A 25480-nucleotide genomic window follows, 5' to 3' on the forward strand; every position below is an offset into this window, starting at 1 on the left:
GTGCCCCCGCTCTGTCGCGTTGACAGGCCCTAGGCCATGCGCATCCTGGAACGCGCGGTCTACGTCGGCCCGTCGCTGTATGCGCACTTCCCGGTCATCCGTCTGGTGGTGGACCTGGAGGCGCTGGCGGACTGGTCGAGCGCGCGCCTGGGCGAGGAATTCGTCACGGGCGTGCTGGCCGCGCTGCCCGGCCTTGGCGGACATGGCGATGGCCACGAGGAACGTGGCGACCTGGCCCAGCGCATGCGTGCCGGTGACGGCGTCGGGCTGGGCGAGATCCTGGCGGCGGCGGCCGTCGAACTGCAGCGGATCGCGGGCGAAGACGTAGCCTTCTTCCGCAGCCGTGCCATCGCGGGCACTTCGCCCCCCCTGCACGAAGTGATCTACGCCTACGCGCAGCGTGAGGAGGGCCTGGCCGCCGCTGCGCTGGCGCTGAAGTTGCTGGCCGGGCAGGTCCCCGAGGCACTGCGCGGCAGCGAGCCGGTCGCCGCTGACTGGCAGTGGGACACCGCGCGGATCGACTTCATCCGTTACGCCCAGCGGCGCGCGTTCGGCCCGTCGACCGCTGCCCTGGTCAAGGCCGCCGAAGTGCGCGGCATCCCCTGGCTGCGGCTCAACGCCCAGTCGCTGATCCAGTTCGGCCACGGGCGCTACCAGCAGCGCATCCAGGCCACGATCACCGGCCGCACCTCGCACATCGCCGTCCAGCTGGCCAGCGACAAGGAAGAAACCAACACCCTGCTCGCCGGCCTCGGCCTGCCGGTCCCGCGGCAGGTGCTGGTCACCAACGCGCAGGGGGCGGTGCGGGCGGCACGCCAACTTGGCGGCGCGGTGGTGACCAAGCCCTACAACGGCAACCACGGCCGCGGGATCAGCATCGACCTGCACACGCCGGAACAGGTCATCGCCGGCTTCGAGGCCGCGCGCCTGCATTCGCGCTCGGTGATCGTGGAGACCTTCATCGCCGGCGACGACCATCGCCTGCTGGTGGTCAATGGCGAACTGATCGCCGCCACCCGACGCACGCCCGGCCATGTGGTCGGCGACGGCGTAGCCGACATCGCCGAGCTGGTGGACCGGGTCAACGCCGACCCGCGCCGCGGCATCGGCCACGAGAAGGTGCTCACCCAACTGGAACTGGACGAGCAGGCCGACCTGATGCTCGAGCGCCTGGGCTACCACCACTTCACCGTGCCCGCCGCTGGCGAGGTGGTCTATCTGCGTTCGACCGCTAACCTGTCCACCGGCGGCACCGCCACCGACGTGACCGACCTGATCCATCCGGACAACCGCGACATGGCCGTGCGCGCGGTCAGTGCGATCGGCCTGGACGTGGCCGGCGTGGACTTCATCAGCCCGGACATCGGTGAGAGCTACGCGAAGGTGGGCGGGGCGATCTGCGAGGTCAATGCCGCCCCGGGCCTGCGCATGCACGTGGCGCCCAGCGAAGGGCAGCCGCGCGACGTGGGCGGGCCAGTGCTGGACATGCTGTTCCCACCCGGCAGCCCGGCGCGCGTGCCGATCGCGGCGATCACCGGCACCAACGGCAAGACCACCACCGCACGCATGCTGGCGCACATCGCCAAGATGGCCGGACGCACGCCGGGCATGACCACCACCGACGGGGTCTACATCGACGGGCGACGCACCGTGGAAGGCGACATGACCGGCCCGGTCGCCGCGCGCATGGTGCTCGGCGATCCGCAGATCGACATCGCCATCCTGGAGACCGCGCGCGGCGGCCTGCTGCGCGCCGGCCTGGCCGTGCCGGAGGTCAATGTCGGCGCCGTGCTCAACGTGGCATCCGACCACCTGGGGCGGCAAGGCATCGACACCCTGCCCCAGCTGGCGCAGCTCAAGCGCATCGTGGTGGAGGTGGCCCGCGACTGCGCCGTGCTCAACGCCGATGACCCCAACGTGATCCGCATGTCCGCCCACACCGATGCGCGCGCGGTCTGCTACGTCACCACCAATCCCTCGCACGCGCTGGTCCGCGCGCACATCCGCGCCGGCGGCCGCGCCTGCGCGCTGGAGGCCGGCGTCAACGGCCAGATGATCACCCTCTACGACGGCGGTCGGCACATCCCGCTGATGTGGACCCACCTGATCCCGGCCACGCTGGAAGGCCGGGCCACGCACAACGTGTCCAACGCGATGTTCGCCGCGTCCCTGGCCCACGCGCTGGGGTTGAAGCTGGATGCCATCCGCCAGGGGCTGCGCACCTTCGACACGACCTTCTTCCAGGCGCCGGGGCGGATGAACCTGTTCTCCGAGCACCCGTTCAAGGTGTTGATGGACTACGCCCACAACGCGCACGCCGCCAGCGCGATCGCCGCTCTGGCCGGGCGCATGGACGTGAGCGGGCGGCGCATCGTGGTCCTCACCGGACCGGGTGACCGCCGCGACGCGGACCTGGTGGAGATCGCCCGCGCGGTGGCCGGGCGCTTCGACCATTACATCGTGCGCCGCGACGACGCGCTGCGCGGGCGCGGACCGGAGGACGTGCCGCGCATCCTGGCCGAGGCACTGCGCGAGGCCGGCGTGCCCGCCTCGGCCATCGAGGTCATCCCCGACGAGCAACAGGCGGTGGACGCGGCCCTGCGCCTGGGCCGCGCCGGCGACCTGGTCGTGGTGTTCGCCGATGCGCTGGCGCGCACCTGGAAGCAGATCACCAAGTTCCGCCCGGCCGGCGCGCCCGAGGCGCACCACACCGTTGCGGTCGGCCGTGACCCCACGCACGACGCTGGCCTGGAGCCGGAAGCCCTGCCCGACGGCGTGGTCCGCGATGCACGCGGGCTGGTGTTCGCGCGACCGCCCGGGGCGGACGGGTGAGCATGTCCGGGCTTCCGTTCCACGAATCGCGCCGGCTCACCGGCTGCAACGTGTATTTCGCAGGCCCCGGCACCGCGCTGGAATCCGCGCCGGGGCTCCCCCTGGACGACGCCGCGCCGCGCCGCTGGCGCGCCCTGGTGCGGCAGATGCGCCGTGCGCTGGGCTGGCCGGACGATGCACTGCACGTGCGCCGCCACGCCAGCGGCGTAACCCTGGCCTTCGCTGCACCGCTGGATCAGCTGTACACCGCCACCGTCCTCAACGAGTGGGCCTGGTGGCAGGCCTCCGGCTGCGCGGCCATCCCCTTCCACGCGCCGGGACATCCCGCCACCTGGGACATCACCGCCGCCCTGCCGAGCCTGCGCGCGGCGGCCGTCGCCGAGGCCATGCCGGCCCTGGTGGCGCTCAAGGCCGAGGCCGATGCGCACGCGCTCCCCTTTCTGCTGGACGACGACGAATTGACCCTGGGCAGCGGTCGCGGCAGCCGCAGCTGGTTCCTGGATGAGCTGCCGACGCCGGCTGAAGTGCCCTGGGCGCGCCTGCACGACATCCCGACCGCACTGGTTACCGGATCCAACGGCAAGACCACCACCGTGCGCCTGTTGGCCGCGCTGTGCGCCGCGCGCGGCTGGCGCTGCGCCTACAGCTGCACCGATGGGGTGTTCATCGAAGGCCATGCGCTGGATACCGGCGACTTTTCCGGCCCCACCGGCGCACGCATGGCCCTGCGCCAGGCCGGTGCCCAGGCCGCCGTGCTGGAAACCGCGCGCGGCGGCCTGCTGCGCCGCGGCCTGGCCACCTGCCGGGCCAGTGTGGCGGTGGTGACCAATGTGGCGACCGATCACTTCGGCGAGTACGGCATCCACGGGCTGGACGACCTGGCCACGGTGAAGCTGACCGTGGCCCGGGCGATCGGTGCCGGCGGGCGCCTGGTGCTCAATGCCGACGACCCACGGCTGCGCGCGCAGGCCGAGGCCTTGTCCTGTCCGCTGGCATGGCACTCGCAAGATTTCGAACACCCGTTGCTGCGTGCCCAGCGCGCGCGGGGCGAGCCGGCCTGCGGGCTGCGCGACGGACATCTGTGGCTGTCGCTGGCCGGCGTCGACCACGACCTGGGCGCGACGGCCGACATGCCCCTGAGCCTGGGCGACCGTGCCGGCTACAACCTGGACAACCTGGCCTCGGCGGCCCTCGCCGCGGCCGCGCTGGGCATCCGCCCGGACGCCATCGCGGTGACCTTGATGCACTTCGGCAACGATCCGCACGACAATCCGGGCCGCCTGCAGCACTGGACCTTCGGCCGGACCCAGGTCTATCTGGACTATGCGCACAACCCCGACGGCCTGCATGGATTGCTCGACGCCGTGGGCGCCGGCGAGCGCGAAGGGCGCCTGGCCGTGGTGCTGGGCCATGCCGGCAACCGCGAGGACGCCGACCTGCGCGCGGTCGCCGCGACGGCCGCGGCCTACCGGCCCGAGTTGGTGGTGCTCAAGGACATCGCCGGCTACGAACGCGGCCGTGCCAGCAGCGAGGTGGCCGGCATCATGCGCGCGCAGCTGCTGGCCGACGGCATCGCGCCCTCGGCCATTGCCCAGCACCTGAATGAGGTGGACGCCGCGCTTGCGCCCCTGATGTGGGCGCGCGATGGCGACCTGCTGGTCCTGCCCGTGCACGAGCTGGCGGCCCGCGAACGCGTGGTCGCCCTGCTGGATGCGCTGGCCCAGCAGGGCTGGCGTCCCGGCCAGCCGGTGCCCCGCGCCGCCCCGTAAGGGGTCGTCGGCCCGCTGCGACACGCCGTGGCGCCTGGGCCTGCATACGAACCAGCGCGCGGGAGGCGGCTGGCGCGCCCTGTTAAAATCACCGGCCGCGCCGCGTTCCCCCACGTGCGGCCACTTCTTTCGCATCAAACACGGAGTCTCCATGTCATCTGACCTGCTCAAGGCCCTGGGCCTTGGCCCGACCAATTCCGGCACCTACCTCGGCCAGGGGGAATGGTCGACCACGACCGACGCCGGCGTGCTGGAATCGGTCAACCCGACCACCAACGCCGTCATCGCCACGGTCCATGCCACCGGCAAGTCCGACTACGACACGGTGATCGAACGCGCCCAGGCCGCCTTCAAGACCTGGCGCACCACCCCGGCGCCGCGCCGCGGCGAAGCCGTGCGCCTGTGCGGCGAGGCGCTGCGCGCCAACAAGGATCTGCTCGGCTCGCTGGTCGCCCTGGAAATGGGCAAGTCCAAGCCCGAGGGCGATGGCGAGGTGCAGGAGATGATCGACATCGCCGACTTCGCCGTGGGCCAGAGCCGCATGCTCTACGGCTACACCATGCATTCCGAGCGCCCCGGCCACCGCATGTACGAGCAGTACCACCCGATCGGCCTGGTCGGCATCATCAGCGCGTTCAACTTCCCGGTCGCGGTGTGGGCGTGGAACGCCTTCCTGGCCGCCATCTGCGGCGACATTTGCATCTGGAAGCCGTCCAACAAGACCCCGCTGACCGCGTTGGCCACGCAGAAGATCTGCAACGCCGCGCTCAAGGACGCCGGCTTCCCGGACTTGTTCTTCCTGGTCAACGATGCCGGCATCGAACTGTCCCAGCAGTTGGTCGACGACACCCGCGTGCCGCTGATCAGCTTCACCGGCTCGACCCAGGTCGGCCGCATCGTCGGTGAGCGCGTGGCCCGCCGCATGGGCCGCAGCCTGCTGGAACTGGGCGGCAACAACGCCATCATCCTGGACGAGACCGCCGACCTGAAGCTGGCCGTGCCGGGCATCGTGTTCGGCGCGGTCGGCACCGCCGGCCAGCGTTGCACCACCACCCGCCGCCTGATCGTGCACACCTCGATCTACGACACCGTACTGTCCACCTTGGTCAAGGCGTACAAGCAGGTTGAAGGCAAGATCGGCGACCCGCTGGACGCGGCCAACCTGATGGGCCCGCTCAACAGCAAGGACGCAGTCGATGCGTTCCTGAAGTCCGTGGAAGCAGCCAAGGCCGCCGGTGGCACCGTGGAGACCGGGGGCATGGCGCTGCCACGCGAAGGCAACTTCGTGCTGCCGACGATCATCTCCGGCCTGAAGAACACCGACGCCATCGTCCAGCACGAGACCTTCGCCCCGATCCTGTACGTGATGCCCTACGAGACGCTGGACGAGGCGCTGGACATGCAGAACGGCGTGCCGCAGGGCCTGTCCTCGGCGATCTTCACCAACAACCTCAAGTCCGCCGAGAAGTTCCTGTCCGCAGCCGGCAGCGACTGCGGCATCGCCAACGTCAACATCGGCACCTCCGGTGCGGAGATCGGCGGCGCGTTCGGCGGCGAGAAGGACACTGGCGGCGGGCGCGAATCCGGCTCTGACGCGTGGAAGGCCTACATGCGCCGCCAGACCAACACGATCAACTACTCCGATTCGCTGCCGCTGGCCCAGGGCATCAAGTTCGATCTGTAAACCGCAGGTCCGGCCACCCAGGGCCGGACCCTGCATCGCAACGGCGCCGCATCCCGGCGCCGTTGTCGTCTCTGCGGACAACGACGACGCACTGACGCCGGGCTTGCACCTGAGCGACCGGCGCCTGGACGCCGGGCTGTTAAAATCCCGGTGCTGTCCCGCGCCCCGCGCGCTGGTTGCCGTCCATCTCTGCCCGCTGGCGGGCAGGCGATGTTTCCCCCGACTGAGCACTGCCAGGATCCCCGTGACGCTCGAATCCACCGAACGCTTCACCACCCGCGTGGCCGATTACGTGCGCTACCGACCGGACTATCCAGCGGCACTGCTGGACTGGCTGCACGGCGAGCTGGGCGTGTCGGCCGATGCGCCGGTCGCCGATATCGGAGCCGGCACCGGCATCTCCAGCAAGCTGTTCCTGGATGGCGGCCATCCGGTGACCGCCGTCGAACCCAACGCCGCGATGCGCGCGGCCGCTGTGGAGTGGCTGGGCGGCGAGGAACGCTTTTCGGCCGTGGCCGGCACCGCCGAAGCCACCACGCTGGCCGATGCCAGCGTCGGTCTGGTCACCGCCGCGCAGGCCTTCCACTGGTTCGACCACGACGCCGTCAAGGCAGAGTGGTCGCGCATCCTGCAACCCGGCGGACTGGCGGTCATCTTCTGGAACTCGCGGCGGCTGACCGGCACGCCGTTCCTGGAAGGCTACGAGCGGCTGCTGCTGGACTACGGCCTGGACTACACCAGCGTGGCCGAGCGCTACAACGACGATGCGTCGATGGCCGCCTGGTTCGGCGAGGGCTTGCGCGGCAGCGCGCGCTTCGACCACGGCCAGCGGCTGGACTTCGATGCGCTGCGCGGACGACTGCTGTCCTCCTCCTATGCCCCGCAGTCGGATCATCCCCGGCATGCGCCGATGCTGGCAGCGCTGCGCGCGCTGTTCGATGCCACCGCGGTCGATGGCGCGGTGTCCTTCGACTACGACACGCGCGTGTTTGCCGGTACGCTTGCCAACGCTTCCTGAGGATCCCCCGATGAATACCCCCGTCCGCTCCACCAGCAGTCTGGCCGTGGTCTCGCTGGTCTTCGGCATCCTGGGCTGGACCCTGATCCCGGTCATCGGCGCCATCGTCGCGGTCATTACCGGGCACATGGCCCGCGCCGAGATCCGGCGCAGCGCCGGCCTGCTGGAAGGCGACGGCCTGGCGGTGGCCGGGCTGGTGCTGGGCTGGCTGTCCATCGCCCTGGGCGTGGCCGCGCTGGTGATCTTCCTGCTGTTCTTCGGCGGCGTTGCCGCGCTGGCCATCTTCAACTCCTGACCCATGTACGGACTCGCCCGCCCCTTCCTGTTCGCCCTGGATGCCGAGCGTGCGCACGGCGCCGGGCTGCGCGCCATCGAGGCCGCCTACCGCAGCGGCACCTCCGCGCTGCTGACGCGTCGGCCCGCGCCGCTGGTGACCAAGGCCTTTGGCCTGGCGTTCCCCAACCCGGTCGGCTTGGCCGCGGGACTGGACAAGAACGGCGCGCATATCGATGCGCTGCTGGCACTGGGTTTCGGCTTCGTCGAGGTCGGCACGGTGACTCCGCGCCCGCAGCCGGGCAATCCCAAGCCGCGGATGTTCCGCCTGCCGCAACAGCGGGCGGTGATCAACCGTCTGGGCTTCAACAACGGCGGCGTGGACGCGCTGATCGCCAACGTGCAGCGTGCGCGCCGCCAGGGCGGACTGCTGGGCATCAACATCGGCAAGAACAAGGACACGCCCAACGAATCGGCCGCCGACGACTACCTGTTCTGCCTGGAACGGGTGTATCCGCTGGCCGACTACATCACCGTCAACATCTCCTCGCCCAACACCGCCGGCCTGCGCGAGCTGCAGGAAGAACAGGCCCTGCGCCAGCTGATCGGCACCCTGCGCGAGGCCCAGGAGCGCCTGGGCGCCCAGCACGGTAAGCGCGTGCCGATGCTGGTCAAGGTCGCCCCGGACCTGTCCGACGCCGACATCGACGCGGTCTGCCGGGTCCTGGCCGATCTGTCGGTGGATGGGGTGATCGCCACCAACACCACCGTGGCCCGCAACCTGATCCACACCCATCCGCACGCCGCGCAGGCCGGCGGCCTGTCCGGCGCGCCGCTCATGGGCCAGGCCACGCTGGTCCTGCGGCGCATGCGCGCGCGCCTGCCCGACACCATCCCGCTGATCGGCGTGGGCGGGATCACGTCCGGTGCCGATGCGGTCGCCAAGGTCTCCGCCGGCGCCGCCCTGACCCAGCTCTACACCGGCCTGGTGTACCGCGGCCCGGCCCTGGTGCACGACTGCGTGGAAGCCATCCGCCGCCGCCGCGAGCATCCCAGCGGCGGCCCGGTGGCCCCGTTATGAGCGCCCCCTGGCGTCTGACCGAACACGCCCCGCTCCGCTCCCGCAACACGCTTGGCATCGATGCGCAGGCGCGCTGGCTGCTGGAGGTCGCTCAGCTGTCCGCCCTGCCCGCCGCACTGGCCCTGCCAGAGCTGAGCGAGCAGCCGCTGCTGCCGATCGGCGCGGGCAGCAACCTGCTGCTGGCCGGCGATCTGGACGGGGTGGCCCTGGCCTTCACCGCGCGCCAGGTCGCCATCGTCCAGGAAGACGCCGACCAAGTGCTGGTCCGCGCCGAAGCCGGCCTGGACTGGCACATGCTGGTGCTGTGGACGCTGGAGCACGGCCTGTGCGGGCTGGAGAACCTGGCCCTGATTCCCGGCACCGTCGGCGCCAGCCCGATCCAGAACATCGGCGCCTATGGCGTGGAGGTCGGCGAGCGCATCGACAGCGTGGAGGCCTGGGACACCCGCGCCAGCGACTTCTGCCGGCTTTCGCGTGCCGAATGCGCCTTCGGCTATCGCGACAGTGTGTTCAAGCGCCAGCCCGGGCGCTGGATCATCACCGCGGTGACCTACACCCTGAGCCGCACCGCGCATCTGCAGCTGGATTACGCCGGCCTGCGCGCCGAGCTGGCCGACATGGAGATCGCCGACCCCACCGCACGCGAAGTGGCCGAAGCGGTCATCCACATCCGCCGCCGCAAGCTGCCCGACCCGGCGCTGCTGGGCAACGCGGGGAGCTTCTTCAAGAATCCGATCGTGCCGGCGTCCGTGGCCGAGCGACTGGAAGCCGAACACCCGGGCCTGCCGGCATTCAACGGGGATGCCGCCGACACGCGCAAGCTCTCGGCCGCCTGGCTGATCGAGCAGGCCGGCTGGAAGGGCCATCGCCAGGGCGATGCCGGCGTTTCGCCCGACCACGCCCTGGTGCTGGTCAACCACGGCCAGGCCAGCGGTGCACAGCTGCTCGCGCTGGCACGGGACATCGCCGCCTCGGTGCATGAACGCTTCGGGGTGGACATCGAGCCGGAGCCGCGCATCGTGGGACAGACGTGGTGATGGCGCCGGTCCAGGCCGCACCGCTGCGCGCGGCCCTGCTGATGCTGGCCAGCACGCTGTCCTTCGGCCTGATGGCCATCAGCATCCGCCTGGCTTCGGCCACGGTGGAGACCACCGAGATCGCCTTCTTCCGCAATGCCTTCGGCCTGCTGGCGCTGCTGCCTGTGATCCTGCGCCCGGGCAAGCCGCTGCCGCGTACCGCGCACCTGCCGCGCTACCTGGTCCGCACCGTGATCGGGCTGTGCTCGATGCTGTGCGGGTTCTGGTCGATCGGCCACCTGCCGTTGTCCCAGGCGGTCTCGCTGTCCTATTCCACGCCGCTGTTCGTGACCATTGCCGCGGTCTTCTGGCTGCGCGAGAAGGTCCACGTGCGCCGCTGGATGGCCGTGGCCGCCGGCTTCACCGGCGTGCTGGTGATCGTGCGCCCGTGGTCGGAGGCTTTCAGCCCCGGCCTGCTGGTGGCCGTGGCCGCCGCGGTGATCAGCGCCATCGTGGCCATCCAGATCAAGCAGCTCTCGCGCATCGATGCGCCGGACACAGTGGTGTTCTACACCTACCTGTTCTGGGTGCCGATGTCGCTGGTGCCGGCGCTGTTCCAGTGGCACTGGCCGCAAGGCATGACCTGGCTGTGGCTGGTGGGCTGCGGCATCTTCGGCACCGGCGGCCAGCTGCTGTGGACGCGTGCGCTCAGGCTGGGCGAGGTCTCGGCCCTGCAGCCGATCAGCTTCATGCAGCTGCCGGTGGTGATCGTGCTGGGCTGGTGGCTGTTCGGCGAGACCCTGGACCTGTCCACGGCCGTCGGCGCGGGCATTATCCTGGCCTCCACCGCCTACATCGCCCACCGCGAGGCGGTGCTGGCAAGGCGCGCGGCGACCCATGCCCCATCCGAAGGCGCCAAGCCCGGCGAATAATCCCTCTCGACCCTGGGTGTCACCTCTCTTGCAAGGTTCACTCGACGCACTCTCGATGGCCCTGGCCGAACGTGACCTGGGCACCCATGACCACAGCGACCGGGTCGGGCAGCTCAGCCTCGCGCTGGGCCAGGCCTGCGGCCTGACCTCCGCGGAGCTGAAGCAGCTGGCACTGGCCGCGCGCTTCCACGACATCGGCAAGATCGGCATCCCGGACCGCGTCCTGCTCAAGCCCGGCGTGCTGGATGCCGGGGAACGCGCGCTGATGTCCGAGCACTGCGAACGCGGCGCACGGATCTTCCTGTCAACCGAGCGTCAGGACGCGGCATGCATCGCCGCGATCATCCGCGGCCATCACGAAGCCTGGGACGGCAGTGGCTACCCGGACCAACTGGCCGGCGAAGCCATCCCGCTGCTGGCCCGCATCGTGCGCGTGGCCGACAGCTACGACGCGATGATCTCGGCGCGCCCGTATCAGCGGCCACGTGCGCATGCCCAGGTCATGCACATCCTGCAGCAGGAGCGCGAGCGCAAGTTGGACCCGGCGATCTTCGACCACTTCACGCGGCTGATCGCACACCACCCGTGGCGCAGCCCATGACCGGCATGCAGCGAACGATCGCCAGGCGACTGCGGCGGCCGGCGCTGACCGGCGCCGGCAGGCTCCTGGGGGCGTGGCTATTGGCAGCCAGCCTGCTCCTGCCCATCGCGCCAATCGTGGCCACGGTGCGGATCCCGCCCTACACCCCAAACGTCGTCGACCCTGCGCACGCGCTGTCCGCGGCGGACACCACGCGCGTGAACGCGGCCCTTCAACAATTGCGCGCGGAGCGCCACATTTGGGGCGCGGTCTACATCCTGCCCTCGCTGGACGGCGAGTCGATCGAATCGCTGTCCGAACGCGCCTTCCGGCAGTGGGGCCTGGGCCAGCGTGAGGCCGACAACGGACTGCTGCTGGTGCTGGCCCTGCGCGAGCATCGCTCGCGCTTCGAGGTCGGCTACGGACTGGAAGGGGCCTTGCCGGACATCGCCGCCAAGCACGCGCTGGACGAGGCGCTGGCGCCGAAGATGCGCCAGGGCGACACCGCCGGCGCCATCGTCGATGCCTTCGCGTTCATGGGCAAGGCAGCCGCCCAGGACCCGGCCACGCTTGATGCACTGGCACGCACCGGCGCGACCGATGGGCATGGCAATGACATGCACTGGGCGCGTGGCTTGGTCGCCTGGATAGGGACAGCGGCGCTGATCTGGCTGCTGCCCCCACTGCGTCGGCGGAGGATGCGGCAGCAGCGCGCACGCCTGATGGCGCAGCACCCGGAGCTGGCCGGCGAATCCGAACAGGTCGCGCATACGCCACGCAAGCGCGGTGGCCTGCGCGGTGGCTGGGTGCTACGCGGCTTCCTCACGATCAACCCGGGCGTGTTCGTGGCGATGTTCTCCGCGCTGTTCCTGGCCGGGTTCGTGATCGCGCTGCTGGTGGAACTGGCAGTGGCCGGCCTGGTGCTGTGGCGATCCGGACGGCGCTATCGCTCGGCGCAGGATTTCCGCGCCTTCCTCGACCACCAGGCCCGTACCCGCGAGGCACTCATCAAGCGCGGTCATGTCGCCCGCACCGAGACCGGGGACTACGCCTACACGCCGGCCTACTACGCCAGCCAGGCATCGTCGTCCTCATCTTCTTCATCGTCATCCTCGTCCGGCGGCGGCAGCTCGGGCGGCGGCGGCGCCAGTTCGAGTTGGTAGGCGAGAAAGGGAAGCAGCTGCGGCACAATGGCGCCATGAAGACCATCGGCATGATCGGCGGCATGAGCTGGGAATCCACCCTGCCCTACTACCGCCTCGTCAACGAAACCGTCCGCGACACCCTGGGCGGCCTGCACTCGGCACGGGTGCTGCTGCACAGCGTGGATTTCCACCAGATCGAGGCCTTGCAGCATGCCGGCGACTGGGACGCGGCCGGCGAGGCGATGGCTGAGGCCGCACGCGCGCTGCACGCCGGCGGCGCGGACTTCATCGTCTTGTGCACCAACACCATGCACAAGGTCGCCGACGCGATCACCGGCGCCACGCCCTTGCCGCTGCTGCACATCGCCGATGCCACTGCCGATGCACTGGCCGCTGCCGGCATCGCCCGCGTGGGCCTGCTGGGGACGCGCTTCACCATGGAGCAGGACTTCTACCGCGCGCGGCTGCAGGCGCGCGGCTTCGAGGTTCTGGTGCCTGAAGAAGAAGACCGCGGACAAGTCCACCGGATCATCTACGACGAACTCTGTCAGGGCGTGATCCGCGACGACGCGCGCGCGACCTACCGCCAGGTCATGGCCCGGCTGGCCGCGGCCGGTGCGCAGGGCATCATCCTGGGTTGCACTGAGATCTCGCTGCTGGTGGACCAGACCGACGCGGATGTGCCGCTGTTCGACACCACCACCCTGCACGCACGCGCCGCGGCGCTGCACGCGCTGGCCGCTTAGGCCCGGATCAATCCGGCTGCGGTGTCTCCGGCGTCTTCCACGGCCGCCGGTGGCCACGGAACACGGCCGCATACACGCCGACCGTCCAGGCGATCGCGGCGGTCCAGCCGCCCAGGATGTCCGAGGGGTAATGCACGCCCAGGTAGATCCGCGAGAGCCCGACCAACAGCGCGAACAGCGCGGTGATGATCAAGACCGGCCAGCGTCCGCGCGTGCCCCAGGTCAGCAGCACCAGCACGGTGACCAGGGTCATCGAGCCCATCGCGTGCCCGCTGGGAAAGCTGAAGGTGTCTTCCGGCGAGATCGATTCCCATAGCGTAGGCCGGGCGCGGCCAAAGGCCTGCTTGGTCGCCAGGTTGAGCAGCGCTGAGCCGACCACGGCCACGCCGACGAAGGTCGCCTCGCGCCAACGACGCAGCGCCAGCAGCACGATGAGCAGCACGCTGTTGAAGACGATCACGCCCTGGTAGCCGGCCCAGGTGATCTTGAGGAACGCCTGGTCCAGCCACGGCCCGGACGCGGCCTGGGCGTGCAGCAGCAAGGGCGTGTCGAAGACGAAGCTCTCCGATTCGTGGACCTCTTCGCCCAGTTCGGCAAAGCCCCACATCGGCAGGCCGATGGCCACGAACAGCAGCCCCATGCGCCAGCCAATGCGGCGCAGGGTGTGGCCGATGAGCCGCCCCCCTTCGGCGAAGACCTTAAACAGCACTACGCGCGTAGTGCGTGTCGACGTATTGGTCGATCAGCGCGACGAATTCATGGGCGATGTTCTCGCCACGCAGGGTGACGGTTTTTTCGCCATCGACGAACACCGGTGCCGACGGGGCCTCGCCCGTGCCCGGCAGCGAGATACCGATGTTGGCGTGGCGCGACTCGCCCGGGCCGTTGACCACGCAGCCCATCACCGCCAGGGTCATGTGCTCGGCGCCGGGGCGGGTGATCTTCCATTCGGGCATCTTGCCGCGCACATGCTCCTGCACGACCTTGGCCAGCTCCTGGAAGAACTCCGAGGTGGTGCGCCCGCAGCCGGGGCAGGCGGTGACCATCGGGGTGAAGGCGCGCAGGCCGGTGGTCTGCAGCAGTTCCTGGGCGACGATGACCTCCTGCGTGCGCGAGGCGCCCGGCTCGGGGGTCAGCGAGATGCGGATGGTGTCGCCGATGCCTTCCTGCAGCAGCACGGCCAGCGCCGCCGAGGACGCCACGATGCCCTTGGAGCCGATGCCGGCCTCGGTCAGGCCCAGATGCAGGGCGAACTCGCTGCGGCGCGCCAGGTCGCGATAGACCGCGATCAGCTCCTGAACCCCGGAGACCTTGGCCGAGAGCACGATGCGATCGGCCGGCAAACCGATCTCCACCGCCCGATGCGCCGAATCCAGCGCCGAACGGATCAGGGCCTCGCGCAGCACCGCGGTGGCCTCCCACGGCTGGGCGCGCTGGGCGTTCTCGTCCATCAGCGCGGCGGCCAGCGACTGGTCCAGCGAACCCCAGTTGGCGCCGATGCGCACCGGCTTGTCGTACTGGATCGCGAACTCGATCAGCTGGGCGAACTGGGTGTCGCGCTTCTTGCCGAAGCCGACATTGCCCGGATTGATGCGGTACTTGGCCAGGGCCTGCGCGCACGCTGGCTCATTGGTGAGCAGTTGGTGGCCGTTGTAGTGGAAGTCGCCGATGATCGGGACCTCGATGCCCATCATCGCCAGCTTGTCGACGATGCGCGGCACCGCGGCGGCCGACTCGGGATTGTTGACCGTGACCCGGACCATTTCCGAGCCGGCGCGCCACAGATCGGCGACCTGCTTGACGGTGCCGGTCACGTCGGCCGTGTCGGTATTGGTCATGGACTGCACCACCACCGGCGCCCCGCCCCCCAGCCGGACCTTGCCCACCTGCACACCGTGGGTGTGACGGCGGGGTTGGGCACCGGCGGTCACGGGCGTGGATTCGGAGGCGGGCGATTGGGTTGGAATGGCGTTCATGGACAACATTTTAGCCCCTGGCAGGTGTGGGAGCCGCCACGGCGGCGATGGCGCCTGAACATGAAGGCCTCTCGCCGCCATGGCGGCTCCCACACCTGCGCGCCGCTACACTGGCGCGCTGATGAACGACCTGCCCGCCCGCGATGTCCTCACCCCCTCCCAGCTCAATACCCTGGCCCGCGACCTGCTGGAAGGCAGCTTCCCGGCGATCTGGGTCGAGGCCGAGCTGGGCAATGTCACCCGTCCCGCCTCCGGGCACCTGTATTTCACCCTGAAGGACGCGCGGGCGCAGGTGCGCTGCGCGATGTTCAAGCCCAAGAGCAGCTGGCTGAAGTTCGTCCCGCGCGAAGGCCTGCGCGTGCTGGCGCGCGGACGGGTGACGCTGTACGAGGCACGCGGCGAGTACCAGCTGGTCCTGGATCACATGGAGGAAGCCGGTGAAGGCGCACTACGCCGGGCCTTCGAGCAGCTCAAGGCAAGGCTGCAGACCGAGGGCTTGTTCGATCCGGAACGCAAGCGGCCGCTGCCGGCCTTCCCGCGCCGGTTGGCGGTGATCACCTCGCCCAGCGGCGCGGCGGTGCGCGATGTGATCAGCGTGTTGGGCCGGCGCTTTCCGCTGCTCGAGGTCGACGTGCTGCCCACCCAGGTGCAGGGCGCGACCGCCGCCGCGCAGATCACCGCGCTGGTGCGCGCAGCCGGCAACAGCGGCCGCTACGACGCGGTCCTGGTGACCCGCGGCGGCGGCTCCATCGAGGACCTGTGGGCGTTCAACGACGAGGCGCTGGTCCGCGCGGTGGCCGACTGCGCCGTGCCGGTGGTCTCGGCCGTGGGCCACGAGACCGACTTCACCCTCTGCGACTTCGCCGCCGACCTGCGCGCGCCCACCCCATCGGCCGCGGCCGAACTGCTGGTGCCCTCAATCGCCGACCTGGGCACGCGCCTGCGCGGCCTGGGACGGCGTCTGCACACCCTGCATGCGCATCGCATGGACCGCGTGCACCAACGCGTGGATCGCGCGTGGCTGCGCCTGCAGGCGCAGGGTCCCCAAGCGCGTCTGCAGCTGATGCGCCGACGTCACGCCGAAGCATTGCGCCATCTGCAGGCGCAGTGGCAGGTGCAGTTGGATCGCCGCCAGGCACGGCTGCGCCACGCCGACAGCGTGCTGCGTGCGCATTCGCCGCAGCGCCGCCTGGCCGCATTGGCCGAACGCCTGGCCGCGCTGCAACCGCGTCCGCGGGCCGCCATCGCCCGCCAGCTGCAGCGCGACACGCTGCGGCTGGGTGGGCTGGTGCGTTCGCTCGAAGCGGTCAGCCCGCTGGCGACCGTGGCGCGCGGCTACGCGCTGGTGACCAAGGACGACGGCACGCTGGTGCGTTCGACCACACAGGTCGCCGTCGGCGACCGGTTGAACGCGCGCCTGACCGACGGCCAGCTCACCGTGCAGGTCCTGCCGCCGCGGGACTGACCGATCAGGGCCGGCGTCCTGCCACGGCCGGCCTTTCAGCCGCCGGTTTCACCTCCACTCCCGCAAGCACCCGCGCACGCGCGTGCCTCAAGCGCGCAGCGCCGCCTGGCCCGAGACCATCGGCCAGGGGCAGGCACGTGGTGTTGTCGTCAGCAAGGACGAACGCGAACCACGCCGGCAATTCACCCCGACGGCGGTTGGCCCGCGCTGTCATTGCGCGAGAAGTTGGCGCGCAGGCGCTCGACCATCGCCGGGATGTTGTGGTCGAAATGATGGCCGCCGCGGGTCTTGGCCACGCGAATGCCTTGCGCGGCCAGCGTCGGGCACAGGGTGTCCCTTTCGTCCTCGCCATAGACGCACAGCAACTCGCCGGGCGGCAGTTTCGCCAGCTCCGGCGCGACCGGCACATCGTCGGAGGACGGCGTGCCCAGCCAGTCGCCCACCGACACGCGGAACGACGCCGCATGCCCCAGGCCCAGCAGCGAAATCGAGCGCACGCTGGCGCGGGTGGCCGGCGGCAGGCGGTTGTAGAGGAAGGGCATGGCGTCGGCGCCGAACGAGTAGCCGATCAATTCCACTTCATCTGCATGCCAGCGCTGGCGGTATTCATCGATCACCGCGGCCAGGTCGGCAGCGGTCTGATCGGGTGTCCGCCGCGACCAGAAGTAGCGCAGGCTGTCCCAACCCACCACCGAAACCCCCTGCGCGCGCAACCCGTTGCACACGCCCTTGTCCAGACTGCGCCAGCCACCATCGCCGGACATGAAGATCGCCAGGCGATGGCTGCCGACCGCCGGCAGCTCGATCAGTGGCAGTCCGCGAAACGCCGGCTGCGGCCGCGGCAGGTGCGCCACCACCATATCGGCCACCGACTGCTCCCCGACCCGTTCCAGCACGAAGCCCTGCTCGGCCGAAGACGGCGCCACCGCGCAACCCGCAGGCGCCGCCGATGCGGGCCCGTTCAACACCGCGCCAGCCACGGTCTGCGGCAGCGCATTGGCCACCGCCAGTCGCGCCAACGCACTGCCCTGCGCATCGGCGCCGACCAGCATCGGGGCGAAGTAGGCATCCGCACCGCTCTGACGCATCAGCCGCCGGCCCACGCGCTCGACATCGTTGGCGACCAGCGCGCAGTGCTGCGGGTCGACGTGCGTCAGCACTTGGCGGGCCGGCACCAGCGCCACCAACAGACCACGATCGGCCAGCGACTGAGCCAGCTGCGCGGCCGTTCCGTGGGAGCGCACACGTTCGGCCACCACCACCACCACGCCACGCGGCTTGCCGGCCGGCTGGAAGGTCAGCGCCATGCCGAACGGCTTGCCCAGATGGTCACGGCGCAGGTGCGCGGCCACGGCCGCACCGGCGGCAAGGCTCAGCAACAGGACCAGCAGCGTCCAACGGGCCCAGGGGCGGATACGCATCGCGGTTCCTGACGGAAGGAAAAGGTGGCGCAGCCTAGCGCCAGGTTGCGGCCAACGCGCACACCGGCCTTGCTCCCGTTTCGCCGCGGTTGAGCTGGCCTGGGCCGCACACGAGGCACCGGTGCAAACCCCGTTGCGGCTGCCCGCGCGTTTGCAGGTCTGTCCATCCCAGGAAGCCACCGACATGCTCCGCACGCCTCGCACCTGTCTGTCCCTGCTGACCGCCGCCACGTTGGTGGCTTGCTCCTCCGCGCCCCTGTCGCCCTCCGCCCGCAACGATATTCCAGCGGCCGAAGCCGCCAAGCTCGCCACTTACCCGGCTCAACGCGACCAGGCCTTCCAGCTGACCGCGCCCGTGGCGCCACCCGCCCCGCCTGCGCCAGCACTGCAGCGCGCCGCCCCCATGGCGATGTACGAAATGCTGATGCCCGCCCCCGCGCCGCCCCCGATCAATACCGAGCGCTATGCGCGCCACGACGACAACCCGGTCCAGCGGACCGCCGAGCAGCCGGTCTCGACCTTCTCCATCGACGTCGATACCGGCAGCTACAGCAACGTGCGGCGCATGGTCCAGCAGGGCCAGCGGCCGCCGGCCGACGCGGTGCGCACCGAGGAATTCATCAATTACTTCGACTACCACCTGCCCGCGCCCGCCAGCCGCCACACGCCGTTCAAGGTCACCACCGAACTGGCGCCCGCGCCATGGAATGCCCAACGCCAGGTGCTGATGATCGGCATCAAGGGCTACGAGTTGCCCAAACGGGACCTGCCGCCGTCCAACCTAGTGTTCCTGATCGATACCTCCGGGTCGATGGAGGCGCCGGACAAGCTGCCGCTGCTCAAGCGCTCGCTGGCACTGCTGGTGCCGCAGTTGCGCGCGCAGGACCGGGTGTCGATCGTGGTCTACGCCGGATCGGCCGGGCTGGTGCTACCGCCAACGCCGGGCAACCAGCACGACACGATCCTGGCCGCGCTGGATCGGCTGGAGGCCGGCGGCAGCACCAACGGCGGCGACGGCATCCGCCTGGCCTATGCGATGGCGCGGCAGGCCTTCATCGCCGGTGGCAGCAATCGGGTCCTGCTGGCCACCGATGGCGACTTCAACGTCGGCACCGTCGACCAGCGCGCACTGGAGACGCTGGTCGGTGATGCGCGCAAGTCCGGCGTGGCGCTGAGCACCCTGGGTTTCGGCCAGGGCAATTACAACGACGCACTGGCCGAACGCCTGGCCGATGTCGGCGATGGCCAGCACGCCTACATCGATTCGGAGAAGGAGGCCCGCAAGGTCCTGGTGCAGCAGATGCAGGGCACGCTGCTGACCATCGCCCGCGATGTGAAGATCCAGGTCGAGTTCAACCCGGCCGCGGTCGCGGAGTACCGCCTGATCGGTTACGAGAACCGCCTGCTGCGACGCGAGGATTTCGCCAACGACCGCGTCGATGCCGGCGATATCGGCGTTGGCCACGAGGTTACCGCGCTTTACGAGCTGACCCCGGTCGCCTCGGAGGCCGCGCGCCTGCCGGCGTTGCGCTACGGAACCGCGCCAGCCCCCGCGGGCGACGCGCGCGAGATCGCCGACCTGCGCCTGCGCTACAAGCTGCCCAGGGCCACGCAGAGCACGCTGATCGACACCCCGATCCTGGCCACCTCGGCCACCACACGCCCCAGTGATGCCCTGCGCTTCGCCAGCGCGGTGGCCGGCTATGCCGACCTGTTGCGCGGGGGTGGCGGCCTGGACGGCTGGGATTGGGAGCAGGTGCGGGCCACCGCCAACGCGGCACGCGGCAAGGACCCGGACGGCCTGCGCGGCGAATTTCTTGCCCTGATCGATCAGGCCCAGGCGTTGACCGTGCCCGCCGCGGCGATGGTCCAGACCGGTATGGACTGACCCGCACCGGCCGGACATGCCCCTGCGTCGCCGACGGGCAAGGCGCGCGCGGACGAGGCGCCGATGCGAGTGGATGTGATCTTCTAGCGCGGCAGCGGCAGCGTCAGCCCAGCGCCTGGCCAAGCACCGGACCCGGCCGCCCCAGGAAGTAACCCTGGGCGTGGTCGCATTCCAACTCGCGCAGCGCCTGCAACTGCGCGGCCGTCTCCACCCCCTCGGCGATGCTCTCGATGCCCAGGGTATTGCCCAGCGCCAGGATCGCCCGGACCAGGCCCAGGCTTTCCTCACTGTGCGCGCTCCCCAGCCCGGCAATGAAGCTGCGGTCGATCTTCAACGCCGAGATGGGGAACCGCTGCAGATAGGACAGCGCAGAGAAACCGGTCCCGAAATCGTCCAATTGGGCGAGCACGCCGTGCGTGCGCAGCAACTGCAACATGCGCAGCGTGCGCGGCGCATCGTCCAGGAGCGCCATCTCGGTGATCTCCACGCGCAGCTGCGCGGGATTGGCACCGGCATCGCGCAACAGCGCCAGCAGGCGCTCGGCGAAATCCGGAGCCCGGAAGTGGCGCGGCGAGACATTGACCGAGACGTAGCCGTCCATGCCTTGCGCGATCCGCCGGGCGACCTGTTCGTACAGCAGCCAGTCGACGTGCTCGATCAGGCCACTCTCTTCCCCAAGCGAAATGAACGAGGCCGGCAGCAGCAGGCCGCGGCGCTCGTGGTGCCAGCGCAACAAGGCCTCGTGACCGATCACCTTCCCGTCGCTGATGCGCACGATGGGCTGGAAGTGCGGCACGAAGTCGCCCGACTTGATGGCCCGACGCAAATCCGCCTCCAGGTCCAGGCTCTGCATCGCCGCCTCGCGCATGGCCTGGTCGAACACCGCGCTGCGGTCGCGCCCCTCGGCCTTGGCCCGGTACATCGCCGCGTCGGCGTCGCGCAGCAACTCCTCGCCACTCTGGTAGCTGGCGTGCCAGGCGGCGATGCCCACACTGGCGGCCGGAAACAGCTCACGCCCGGCCACCCACATGGGCCGGTTCAGCGTGGTCAGCAGGCGCGCGGCGAAGTCCACCGCTTCCTGCGGATCGACGCGGTAGCCGATGACCATCGCAAACTCGTCGCCTCCCAGCCGCGCGACCAGATCACCCTCGCGGACCTGCGAGGTGATGCGGCGCGCCACCTCGATCAGCATTTCATCGCCGGCCGCATGGCCGATCGAGTCGTTGACCAGCTTGAAGCGGTCCAGGTCCATGAACAGCACCGCGAACTCGTTGCCCGGCTCGGCGTGGGCGCGCGCGATCGCCGCGGCCAGGCTGTCCAGCAGGAAGGCACGGTTGGGCAGGCCGGTCAGGGCATCGTGGGTGGCCTGGTAGGTCAGGCGCTGTTCGGCGCGCAGGCGTTCGCCCATCTGCGCCATCAGCTTGGCGTTGGCTTCGGCCAGTTCGAAGGTGCGCTCCTCGACCCGGCGCTCCAGTTCCAGATGGGCCGCGCGCAGCGACTCGCGCGCACGCTGACGGACCAGGCCATTGCCGATGTGGTGGGCCACGAAGGACAGCAGGTTCTGGTCATGCGCGCTGTAGCGCACCTCGGGCGAGTAACTCTGCACCACCACGCAGCCGCGCACCTCGCCACTGCTCTGCAGCAGCGGCACGCCCAGCCAGCTGTGCGCCGGCGGGCCATGCTGGACCACCGCGCCGCTGCGGCTGAGCGCGGCCACCAGCTCCGGATCGGCCAACAGCGCCCTGGCACTGTTGATGACATATTCGGTCAGCCCGTTGCTGGCCTTCCGCGACTGGCGCATCGGATCGCGCTCGTCGATGGAGTACGGGAAGTGCAGCGTCTTGCCGTCCTCGTCCAGCAGCGCGATGTAGAAGTTGCGCGCCACGATCAGTTCGTCCACCACCCAGTGGACCGCTTCGTAGAACTGCTCCAGCGTCGGGGAGGTATTGGCCAGATCGGTGATGCGGAACAGGGCGCCCTGCAGCTTCTCGGCGCGCTTGCGCTCGACGATTTCGGCCTGCAGTTCGCGGTTGGCCAACTGCAGCTCCCGGGTGCGCTCCTGGATCCTGGCCTCCAGCTCCTCGTGCGCATGGCGACGGTCCATCGCGGTCAGGATGTGCTGGGCCACATAGGACAGCAGCGCACGATCCTCGTCGGTATAGCTGGCCGGGGTGTCGTAGCTCTGCACCACGATCGCCCCGCACACGCGGTCGTCGCGACGCATCGGCACGCCCAGCCAATCCTGGCTGTCCGGTCCATGGCTGGGATCGGGCGGCACCGACAGACCGATCCGCTGGCGCACGGCCACCGAGGGCCCCCGCAGCGGTTGTCCATGGCGCAGCAGCGCCACGGTCATGCTGCTCTGCATTTCCTCCTCGCTGAACTCGCGGTCCGGATCGGCCACGTAGGGATCGATCAGATCGGCGAAATACAGGAACCGCAGCGTGCGCCGCACATCGTCGTAGAGGACGATGTAGCAGTTTTCCGCATACATCAGGGTGCCGACCACCGCGTGGATGCGGCGCAGCATGTCGTGCATCTCCAGATCGGCACTGGCGACATCGGCGATTTCGTACAGGGCCTGTTGCAGACGCTTGGACTTTTCCAGCGACAGCACCCGGGCACGCGAGCGGGCCGTCTCCAGCGACGAGGCCACCAGGGCCTTGGCCGCTTCCAGCCAGGCCGGGGCCTGGGCCGGCGCGAGCGGCTGACCCAGGCTGGCGGCCACGGCCATGCGCGCGTTGCCCTGTGGATTGGACCAGGCATGCAGCAGCAGGGTCGGATCGCCGTCTGCACGGGCGGCGTTGTTGTCCCAGAGGGACTGCTCGGCCGCCCGCCGCAAGCCGGGAGTGGCCCCGGCGGTCGCCGTGCTGCCCGCCCCCACCGCCCAGTCGCGCCAGTAGGCCACCACCTGCGAGCCGGCCGGCAACAGGCCGCACAGCACCTGCGCCAGGGCGTCAGTCGCCACAGCGTCGACACCGGTCTGCGCTTGGGCAGTGGCGGTCTGGCCAGACATCAAGATTCCCCATGTTCGCTTGGCGCCCACACGGGCGCACAGGTCGATACATCCCGGCACTGGACGGCCCGTTCAATGCAGTGACCCCGAAGCGGATGGCCGGACGTTGAACCCTCCGTGTTCCATGCCCCCCGCCCCAGGTCGTCAGTATACGCAAGGCGTGAACGCCGCCAGCAGCAGCAAGAACTTCCGTCACGAGCACCGCCAGGCTTTGAGACGCCGGCCACACAACGTACGCTTGCCGACGTGAACGACGCCGCCGAGCCCGCCGACGACGCCCTGATGCTGGCCTATGCCGCCGGCGACATCCGCGCTTTCGAGATGCTCTACGCCCGCCATCGCGGCCCGCTGTACCGGTTCCTGCTGCGCCAGCTGCGCAATGGCGCGCTGGCCGACGAGCTGTTCCAGGATGTGTGGCAACGGGTCGTGGGCGCGCGGGCGAGCTGGCAACCGGAGGCAGCGTTCTCGACCTGGCTGTTCCGCATCGCCCACAACCGGCTCAACGACCATTGGCGGGCCCAGCGCCATCGCCCGGCCGCCCCGGACGATGCCGACGCCCGGACCGCCCAGTTGGCCGATCCGGACACGCCCGAGCGACAGCTGTCCGCCCTGGAACAGCGTCGTGTGCTGCAGCGCGCCCTGGATGCGCTGCCAGAAGAACAACGCGAGGTACTGCTGTTGCGCCTGGAACAGGAACTGACCCTGGATCAGATCGGCCAGATCACCGGCGTCGGCCGGGAAACCGTCAAGTCACGGCTGCGCTATGCCATGGACAAGCTGCGTGCGGGGATCGGGCCATGAACACGCCAGGCGATCGGCTGACGCCGGAAGAGCGCGCCCTGGCCGACCGGCTGGCCGGCGAGCACGCCAACGCCGGCCCCGGACCCGACCTGGATGCACGCATCCTGGCAGCCGCGCGCGCGGCCCTCGAAGCGCCGTCGGCACCATCGCCAGTCGCGGCCCTCCCATCCGGCCACCGCGCCGGCCGCACCTCCAGCCGGCGTCCGCGCCGGCGCTGGACCGTCGGCGCGGGGATCACCGCCTCGCTGCTGCTGGCGGTCACCATCGCCTGGCAGTTGCGCCCACAGCAAACGGCCCATGTGCTGTATGAGGGCGCCTCGGCGCCTGCGACGCCACCTCCCGAACCGGCCGCCGCCGTGCAGCAGCGCAAGCAAACCCCCGCCCAGCCCGCAGCCGATGCGTCCCCGCCGGCGCCCGCGGTCCGCGCGCCGGCTGAGGACGCCGCCCCGGTTCCGGCGTCTCCGGAAATGGCGCCGACGCCCGAACCCGCGCTGCCGCAGGCGGTCGCGCCCCCGCCCCCCGCGCCGAAGCAGCGCGCTGTCCCGCGTGCCCCGTCCAAACCCCAGACACCGTCCTCGCTGGAGCGGGCGGGCGCCCACATCGAGGCAGCCCCGGACACCGCGCAGGTGCGACCGAACGCGACCTACTCCCCGCCAGCCCCTCCGGCACCGCCCGCGCCCGCCTACGCGCCTCCGCCCCCTCCTCCCGCGCCGGCCCCGACGGTGGAAGCCTTCGAGGCCCGCACCGCGCCCGCGGTCCAGCAGCACTCCAACCTGAGCGCCGCGCCCCAAACGGATCAGGAGGCTGCACCCGCGGCCCTCGCACCCCTGCGTGCAGCGGATGCCGACACCGTCCTCCGCAGCACGGGGCGTTCAGCCGGCTTGGCGACCGTGACGCCCGCCATCGCTCGCCAGATCGAGGAGGATCGACAACTCCCCCCCGAGCAGTGGCTGCGCCGCATCCGTCTGCATCGCTTCGAGGGCCAGGGCGCGCTTGCGCGGGCCAGCCTGGCCGCGTTCGTGCAGGCCTATCCGCATCGCGCCCTCCCCGACGACCTGCGCGCGCTGCGGCCATGAGCCACACCCTGGCCGGGGCGGTGGACCAGGAAACCCTGATCAAGCACAGCCGCTTCATCGTCCATGCCGCCCCGGTCGACTCGGCCGACGCGGCGATGGCCCACATCGCCGCGGCCAGCGAGATGGGCGCCACCCACAACTGCTGGGCCTGGCGGGTCGGCGCGGCCTTCCGCTCCAGCGACGACGGCGAGCCAGGTGGCAGCGCCGGCCGGCCCATCCTGGCGGCGATCGACGGCGCCGGCTTCGACCAGGTCGCGGTCGTGGTCACCCGCTGGTACGGCGGGATCAAGCTGGGCGTCGGCGGCCTGGTTCGCGCCTATGGCGGCTGCACCGCCAGCGCCCTGCGAGACGCGCCCCGGGTGGCGCTGGTGGCCATGGCCGAGCTGGCCGTCAGCTGCGGCTTCGATGACCTGGGTCATGTGCATGCCGCCGTCGCCACCTTTGGCGCAGAAAAGCTGGAAGAGACCTTCGACGCCGATGGCGCCCACCTGCGGTTGCGGCTGCCGACCGGCCAGCTCGCGCCGTTGCGCCGCCATCTGCGCGATGCCACCCGCGACCGCGTGCAGTGCCGGGCCGATGCCCCGTCCGACCTGGCCGCGCCCGAACCTTGAAAAACCAGGGGCCTGCCGCCATCCGCATGGGGTGTGCAGGTCCGGCCAAGCCGACGGCGCCCCTTCAGATGCGCCCGTCCGGCTCTGCCATGTCGGTCGCGGGGAACCGTCCGGTGCGTGCGTGGTCCATGAACCCGCACGGCCCTCCCT

The 25480-nt window shown here is 70.3% G+C and carries 20 protein-coding genes; 16 read left to right on the forward strand and 4 right to left on the reverse strand.

The window, feature by feature from the left end; genetic code table 11:
- Nucleotides 1-36 precede the first annotated feature (36 nt).
- The 11 genes from cphA to PJ250_RS00290 all read left to right on the forward strand — a co-directional run bounded on the left by cphA (nt 37) and on the right by PJ250_RS00290 (nt 13076).
- Entirely contained in the window at nt 37-2832 is a 2796-nt protein-coding gene (gene cphA, locus PJ250_RS00240; RefSeq protein WP_271646550.1) for a cyanophycin synthetase, read from the forward strand.
- A gap of 2 nt (nt 2833-2834) precedes the next feature.
- Entirely contained in the window at nt 2835-4601 is a 1767-nt protein-coding gene (locus tag PJ250_RS00245; RefSeq protein ID WP_271646551.1) for a Mur ligase family protein, read from the forward strand.
- Between the two features lie 151 nt (nt 4602-4752).
- Entirely contained in the window at nt 4753-6285 is a 1533-nt protein-coding gene (locus tag PJ250_RS00250; RefSeq protein WP_271646552.1) for an L-piperidine-6-carboxylate dehydrogenase, read from the forward strand.
- Nucleotides 6286-6529: 244 nt separating this feature from the next.
- Nucleotides 6530-7303 (forward strand): class I SAM-dependent methyltransferase, encoded by a 774-nt coding sequence (locus PJ250_RS00255; RefSeq protein ID WP_271646553.1) that lies wholly within the window; start codon nt 6530-6532, stop codon nt 7301-7303.
- 10 nt (nt 7304-7313) lie between these two features.
- Nucleotides 7314-7598 carry a DUF4190 domain-containing protein gene (locus tag PJ250_RS00260; protein ID WP_271646554.1) on the forward strand — a complete coding sequence of 95 codons (285 nt, stop codon included), beginning with the start codon at nt 7314-7316 and terminating at the stop codon, nt 7596-7598.
- Between the two features lie 3 nt (nt 7599-7601).
- On the forward strand, nt 7602-8657 hold the full coding sequence (locus tag PJ250_RS00265) for a quinone-dependent dihydroorotate dehydrogenase (RefSeq protein ID WP_271646555.1): 1056 nt from the start codon (nt 7602-7604) through the stop codon (nt 8655-8657).
- Nucleotides 8654-9694 (forward strand): UDP-N-acetylmuramate dehydrogenase, encoded by a 1041-nt coding sequence (gene murB / locus PJ250_RS00270; RefSeq protein ID WP_271646556.1) that lies wholly within the window; start codon nt 8654-8656, stop codon nt 9692-9694. Before PJ250_RS00265 ends, murB begins: the two co-directional genes overlap by 4 nt.
- The gene (locus tag PJ250_RS00275) at nt 9694-10605 is read left to right on the forward strand and encodes a DMT family transporter (RefSeq protein ID WP_271646557.1); all 912 of its coding nucleotides are present in this window, start codon (nt 9694-9696) and stop codon (nt 10603-10605) included. The genes murB and PJ250_RS00275 overlap by 1 nt, the downstream gene beginning before the upstream one ends.
- A 28-nt stretch (nt 10606-10633) precedes the next feature.
- Entirely contained in the window at nt 10634-11206 is a 573-nt protein-coding gene (locus PJ250_RS00280) for an HD-GYP domain-containing protein (protein ID WP_333909495.1), read from the forward strand.
- A 5-nt stretch (nt 11207-11211) separates the two neighbouring features.
- Entirely contained in the window at nt 11212-12348 is a 1137-nt protein-coding gene (locus PJ250_RS00285; RefSeq protein WP_271646558.1) for a TPM domain-containing protein, read from the forward strand.
- 35 nt (nt 12349-12383) lie between these two features.
- On the forward strand, nt 12384-13076 hold the full coding sequence (locus tag PJ250_RS00290) for an aspartate/glutamate racemase family protein (RefSeq protein ID WP_271646559.1): 693 nt from the start codon (nt 12384-12386) through the stop codon (nt 13074-13076).
- Nucleotides 13077-13083: 7 nt separating this feature from the next.
- Here the strand turns inward: PJ250_RS00290 and PJ250_RS00295 are convergent, their stop codons facing one another.
- Both PJ250_RS00295 and ispG read right to left on the reverse strand, forming a co-directional pair.
- The gene (locus PJ250_RS00295) at nt 13084-13782 is read right to left on the reverse strand and encodes a phosphatase PAP2 family protein (RefSeq protein ID WP_271648724.1); all 699 of its coding nucleotides are present in this window, start codon (nt 13780-13782) and stop codon (nt 13084-13086) included.
- Nucleotides 13775-15052, reverse strand: a complete 1278-nt coding sequence (gene ispG / locus PJ250_RS00300; protein ID WP_271646560.1) for a flavodoxin-dependent (E)-4-hydroxy-3-methylbut-2-enyl-diphosphate synthase — start codon at nt 15050-15052, stop codon at nt 13775-13777. The genes PJ250_RS00295 and ispG overlap by 8 nt, the downstream gene beginning before the upstream one ends.
- Before the next feature lie 121 nt (nt 15053-15173).
- Between ispG and xseA the strand changes: the two genes are divergently transcribed.
- Nucleotides 15174-16517, forward strand: a complete 1344-nt coding sequence (xseA, locus tag PJ250_RS00305; RefSeq protein ID WP_271646561.1) for an exodeoxyribonuclease VII large subunit — start codon at nt 15174-15176, stop codon at nt 16515-16517.
- 182 nt (nt 16518-16699) lie between these two features.
- On the opposite strand, the gene PJ250_RS00310 is transcribed toward xseA, so the two are convergent.
- Entirely contained in the window at nt 16700-17938 is a 1239-nt protein-coding gene (locus PJ250_RS00310; protein WP_271646562.1) for a virulence factor family protein, read from the reverse strand.
- Nucleotides 17939-18341: 403 nt separating this feature from the next.
- On the opposite strand from PJ250_RS00310, the gene PJ250_RS00315 reads away from it, so the two are divergent.
- Nucleotides 18342-19826 carry a vWA domain-containing protein gene (locus PJ250_RS00315; protein ID WP_271648725.1) on the forward strand — a complete coding sequence of 495 codons (1485 nt, stop codon included), beginning with the start codon at nt 18342-18344 and terminating at the stop codon, nt 19824-19826.
- Between the two features lie 103 nt (nt 19827-19929).
- Here the strand turns inward: PJ250_RS00315 and PJ250_RS00320 are convergent, their stop codons facing one another.
- Nucleotides 19930-22842 (reverse strand): EAL domain-containing protein, encoded by a 2913-nt coding sequence (locus tag PJ250_RS00320; protein ID WP_271646563.1) that lies wholly within the window; start codon nt 22840-22842, stop codon nt 19930-19932.
- Between the two features lie 246 nt (nt 22843-23088).
- Between PJ250_RS00320 and PJ250_RS00325 the strand changes: the two genes are divergently transcribed.
- Genes PJ250_RS00325 through PJ250_RS00335 form a run of 3 tightly spaced genes read left to right on the forward strand, consistent with a single transcriptional unit; the run spans nt 23089 to nt 25330 of the window.
- On the forward strand, nt 23089-23643 hold the full coding sequence (locus PJ250_RS00325; RefSeq protein ID WP_271646564.1) for an RNA polymerase sigma factor: 555 nt from the start codon (nt 23089-23091) through the stop codon (nt 23641-23643).
- Entirely contained in the window at nt 23640-24719 is a 1080-nt protein-coding gene (locus PJ250_RS00330; protein WP_271646565.1) for a hypothetical protein, read from the forward strand. Before PJ250_RS00325 ends, PJ250_RS00330 begins: the two co-directional genes overlap by 4 nt.
- Nucleotides 24716-25330 (forward strand): IMPACT family protein, encoded by a 615-nt coding sequence (locus PJ250_RS00335; protein ID WP_271646566.1) that lies wholly within the window; start codon nt 24716-24718, stop codon nt 25328-25330. Before PJ250_RS00330 ends, PJ250_RS00335 begins: the two co-directional genes overlap by 4 nt.
- Nucleotides 25331-25480: the final 150 nt, after the last annotated feature.

This window comes from Pseudoxanthomonas sp. JBR18 (genome assembly GCF_028198165.1).
Classification (GTDB): Bacteria; Pseudomonadota; Gammaproteobacteria; order Xanthomonadales; family Xanthomonadaceae; genus Pseudoxanthomonas_A.

Bases quoted from the DNA above. Each gene is read 5' to 3' on its own strand.
- cphA (WP_271646550.1), top strand. From the start codon at position 37: ATGCGCATCCTGGAACGCGCGGTCTACGTCGGCCCGTCGCTGTATGCG.
- PJ250_RS00245 (WP_271646551.1), top strand. From the start codon at position 2,835: ATGTCCGGGCTTCCGTTCCACGAATCGCGCCGGCTCACCGGCTGCAAC.
- PJ250_RS00250 (WP_271646552.1), top strand. From the start codon at position 4,753: ATGTCATCTGACCTGCTCAAGGCCCTGGGCCTTGGCCCGACCAATTCC.
- PJ250_RS00260 (WP_271646554.1), top strand. From the start codon at position 7,314: ATGAATACCCCCGTCCGCTCCACCAGCAGTCTGGCCGTGGTCTCGCTG.
- PJ250_RS00265 (WP_271646555.1), top strand. From the start codon at position 7,602: ATGTACGGACTCGCCCGCCCCTTCCTGTTCGCCCTGGATGCCGAGCGT.
- murB (WP_271646556.1), top strand. From the start codon at position 8,654: ATGAGCGCCCCCTGGCGTCTGACCGAACACGCCCCGCTCCGCTCCCGC.
- PJ250_RS00275 (WP_271646557.1), top strand. From the start codon at position 9,694: ATGGCGCCGGTCCAGGCCGCACCGCTGCGCGCGGCCCTGCTGATGCTG.
- PJ250_RS00285 (WP_271646558.1), top strand. From the start codon at position 11,212: ATGCAGCGAACGATCGCCAGGCGACTGCGGCGGCCGGCGCTGACCGGC.
- PJ250_RS00290 (WP_271646559.1), top strand. From the start codon at position 12,384: ATGAAGACCATCGGCATGATCGGCGGCATGAGCTGGGAATCCACCCTG.
- ispG (WP_271646560.1), bottom strand. From the start codon at position 15,052: ATGAACGCCATTCCAACCCAATCGCCCGCCTCCGAATCCACGCCCGTG.
- xseA (WP_271646561.1), top strand. From the start codon at position 15,174: ATGAACGACCTGCCCGCCCGCGATGTCCTCACCCCCTCCCAGCTCAAT.
- PJ250_RS00310 (WP_271646562.1), bottom strand. From the start codon at position 17,938: ATGCGTATCCGCCCCTGGGCCCGTTGGACGCTGCTGGTCCTGTTGCTG.
- PJ250_RS00315 (WP_271648725.1), top strand. From the start codon at position 18,342: ATGGCGATGTACGAAATGCTGATGCCCGCCCCCGCGCCGCCCCCGATC.
- PJ250_RS00320 (WP_271646563.1), bottom strand. From the start codon at position 22,842: ATGTCTGGCCAGACCGCCACTGCCCAAGCGCAGACCGGTGTCGACGCT.
- PJ250_RS00330 (WP_271646565.1), top strand. From the start codon at position 23,640: ATGAACACGCCAGGCGATCGGCTGACGCCGGAAGAGCGCGCCCTGGCC.
- PJ250_RS00335 (WP_271646566.1), top strand. From the start codon at position 24,716: ATGAGCCACACCCTGGCCGGGGCGGTGGACCAGGAAACCCTGATCAAG.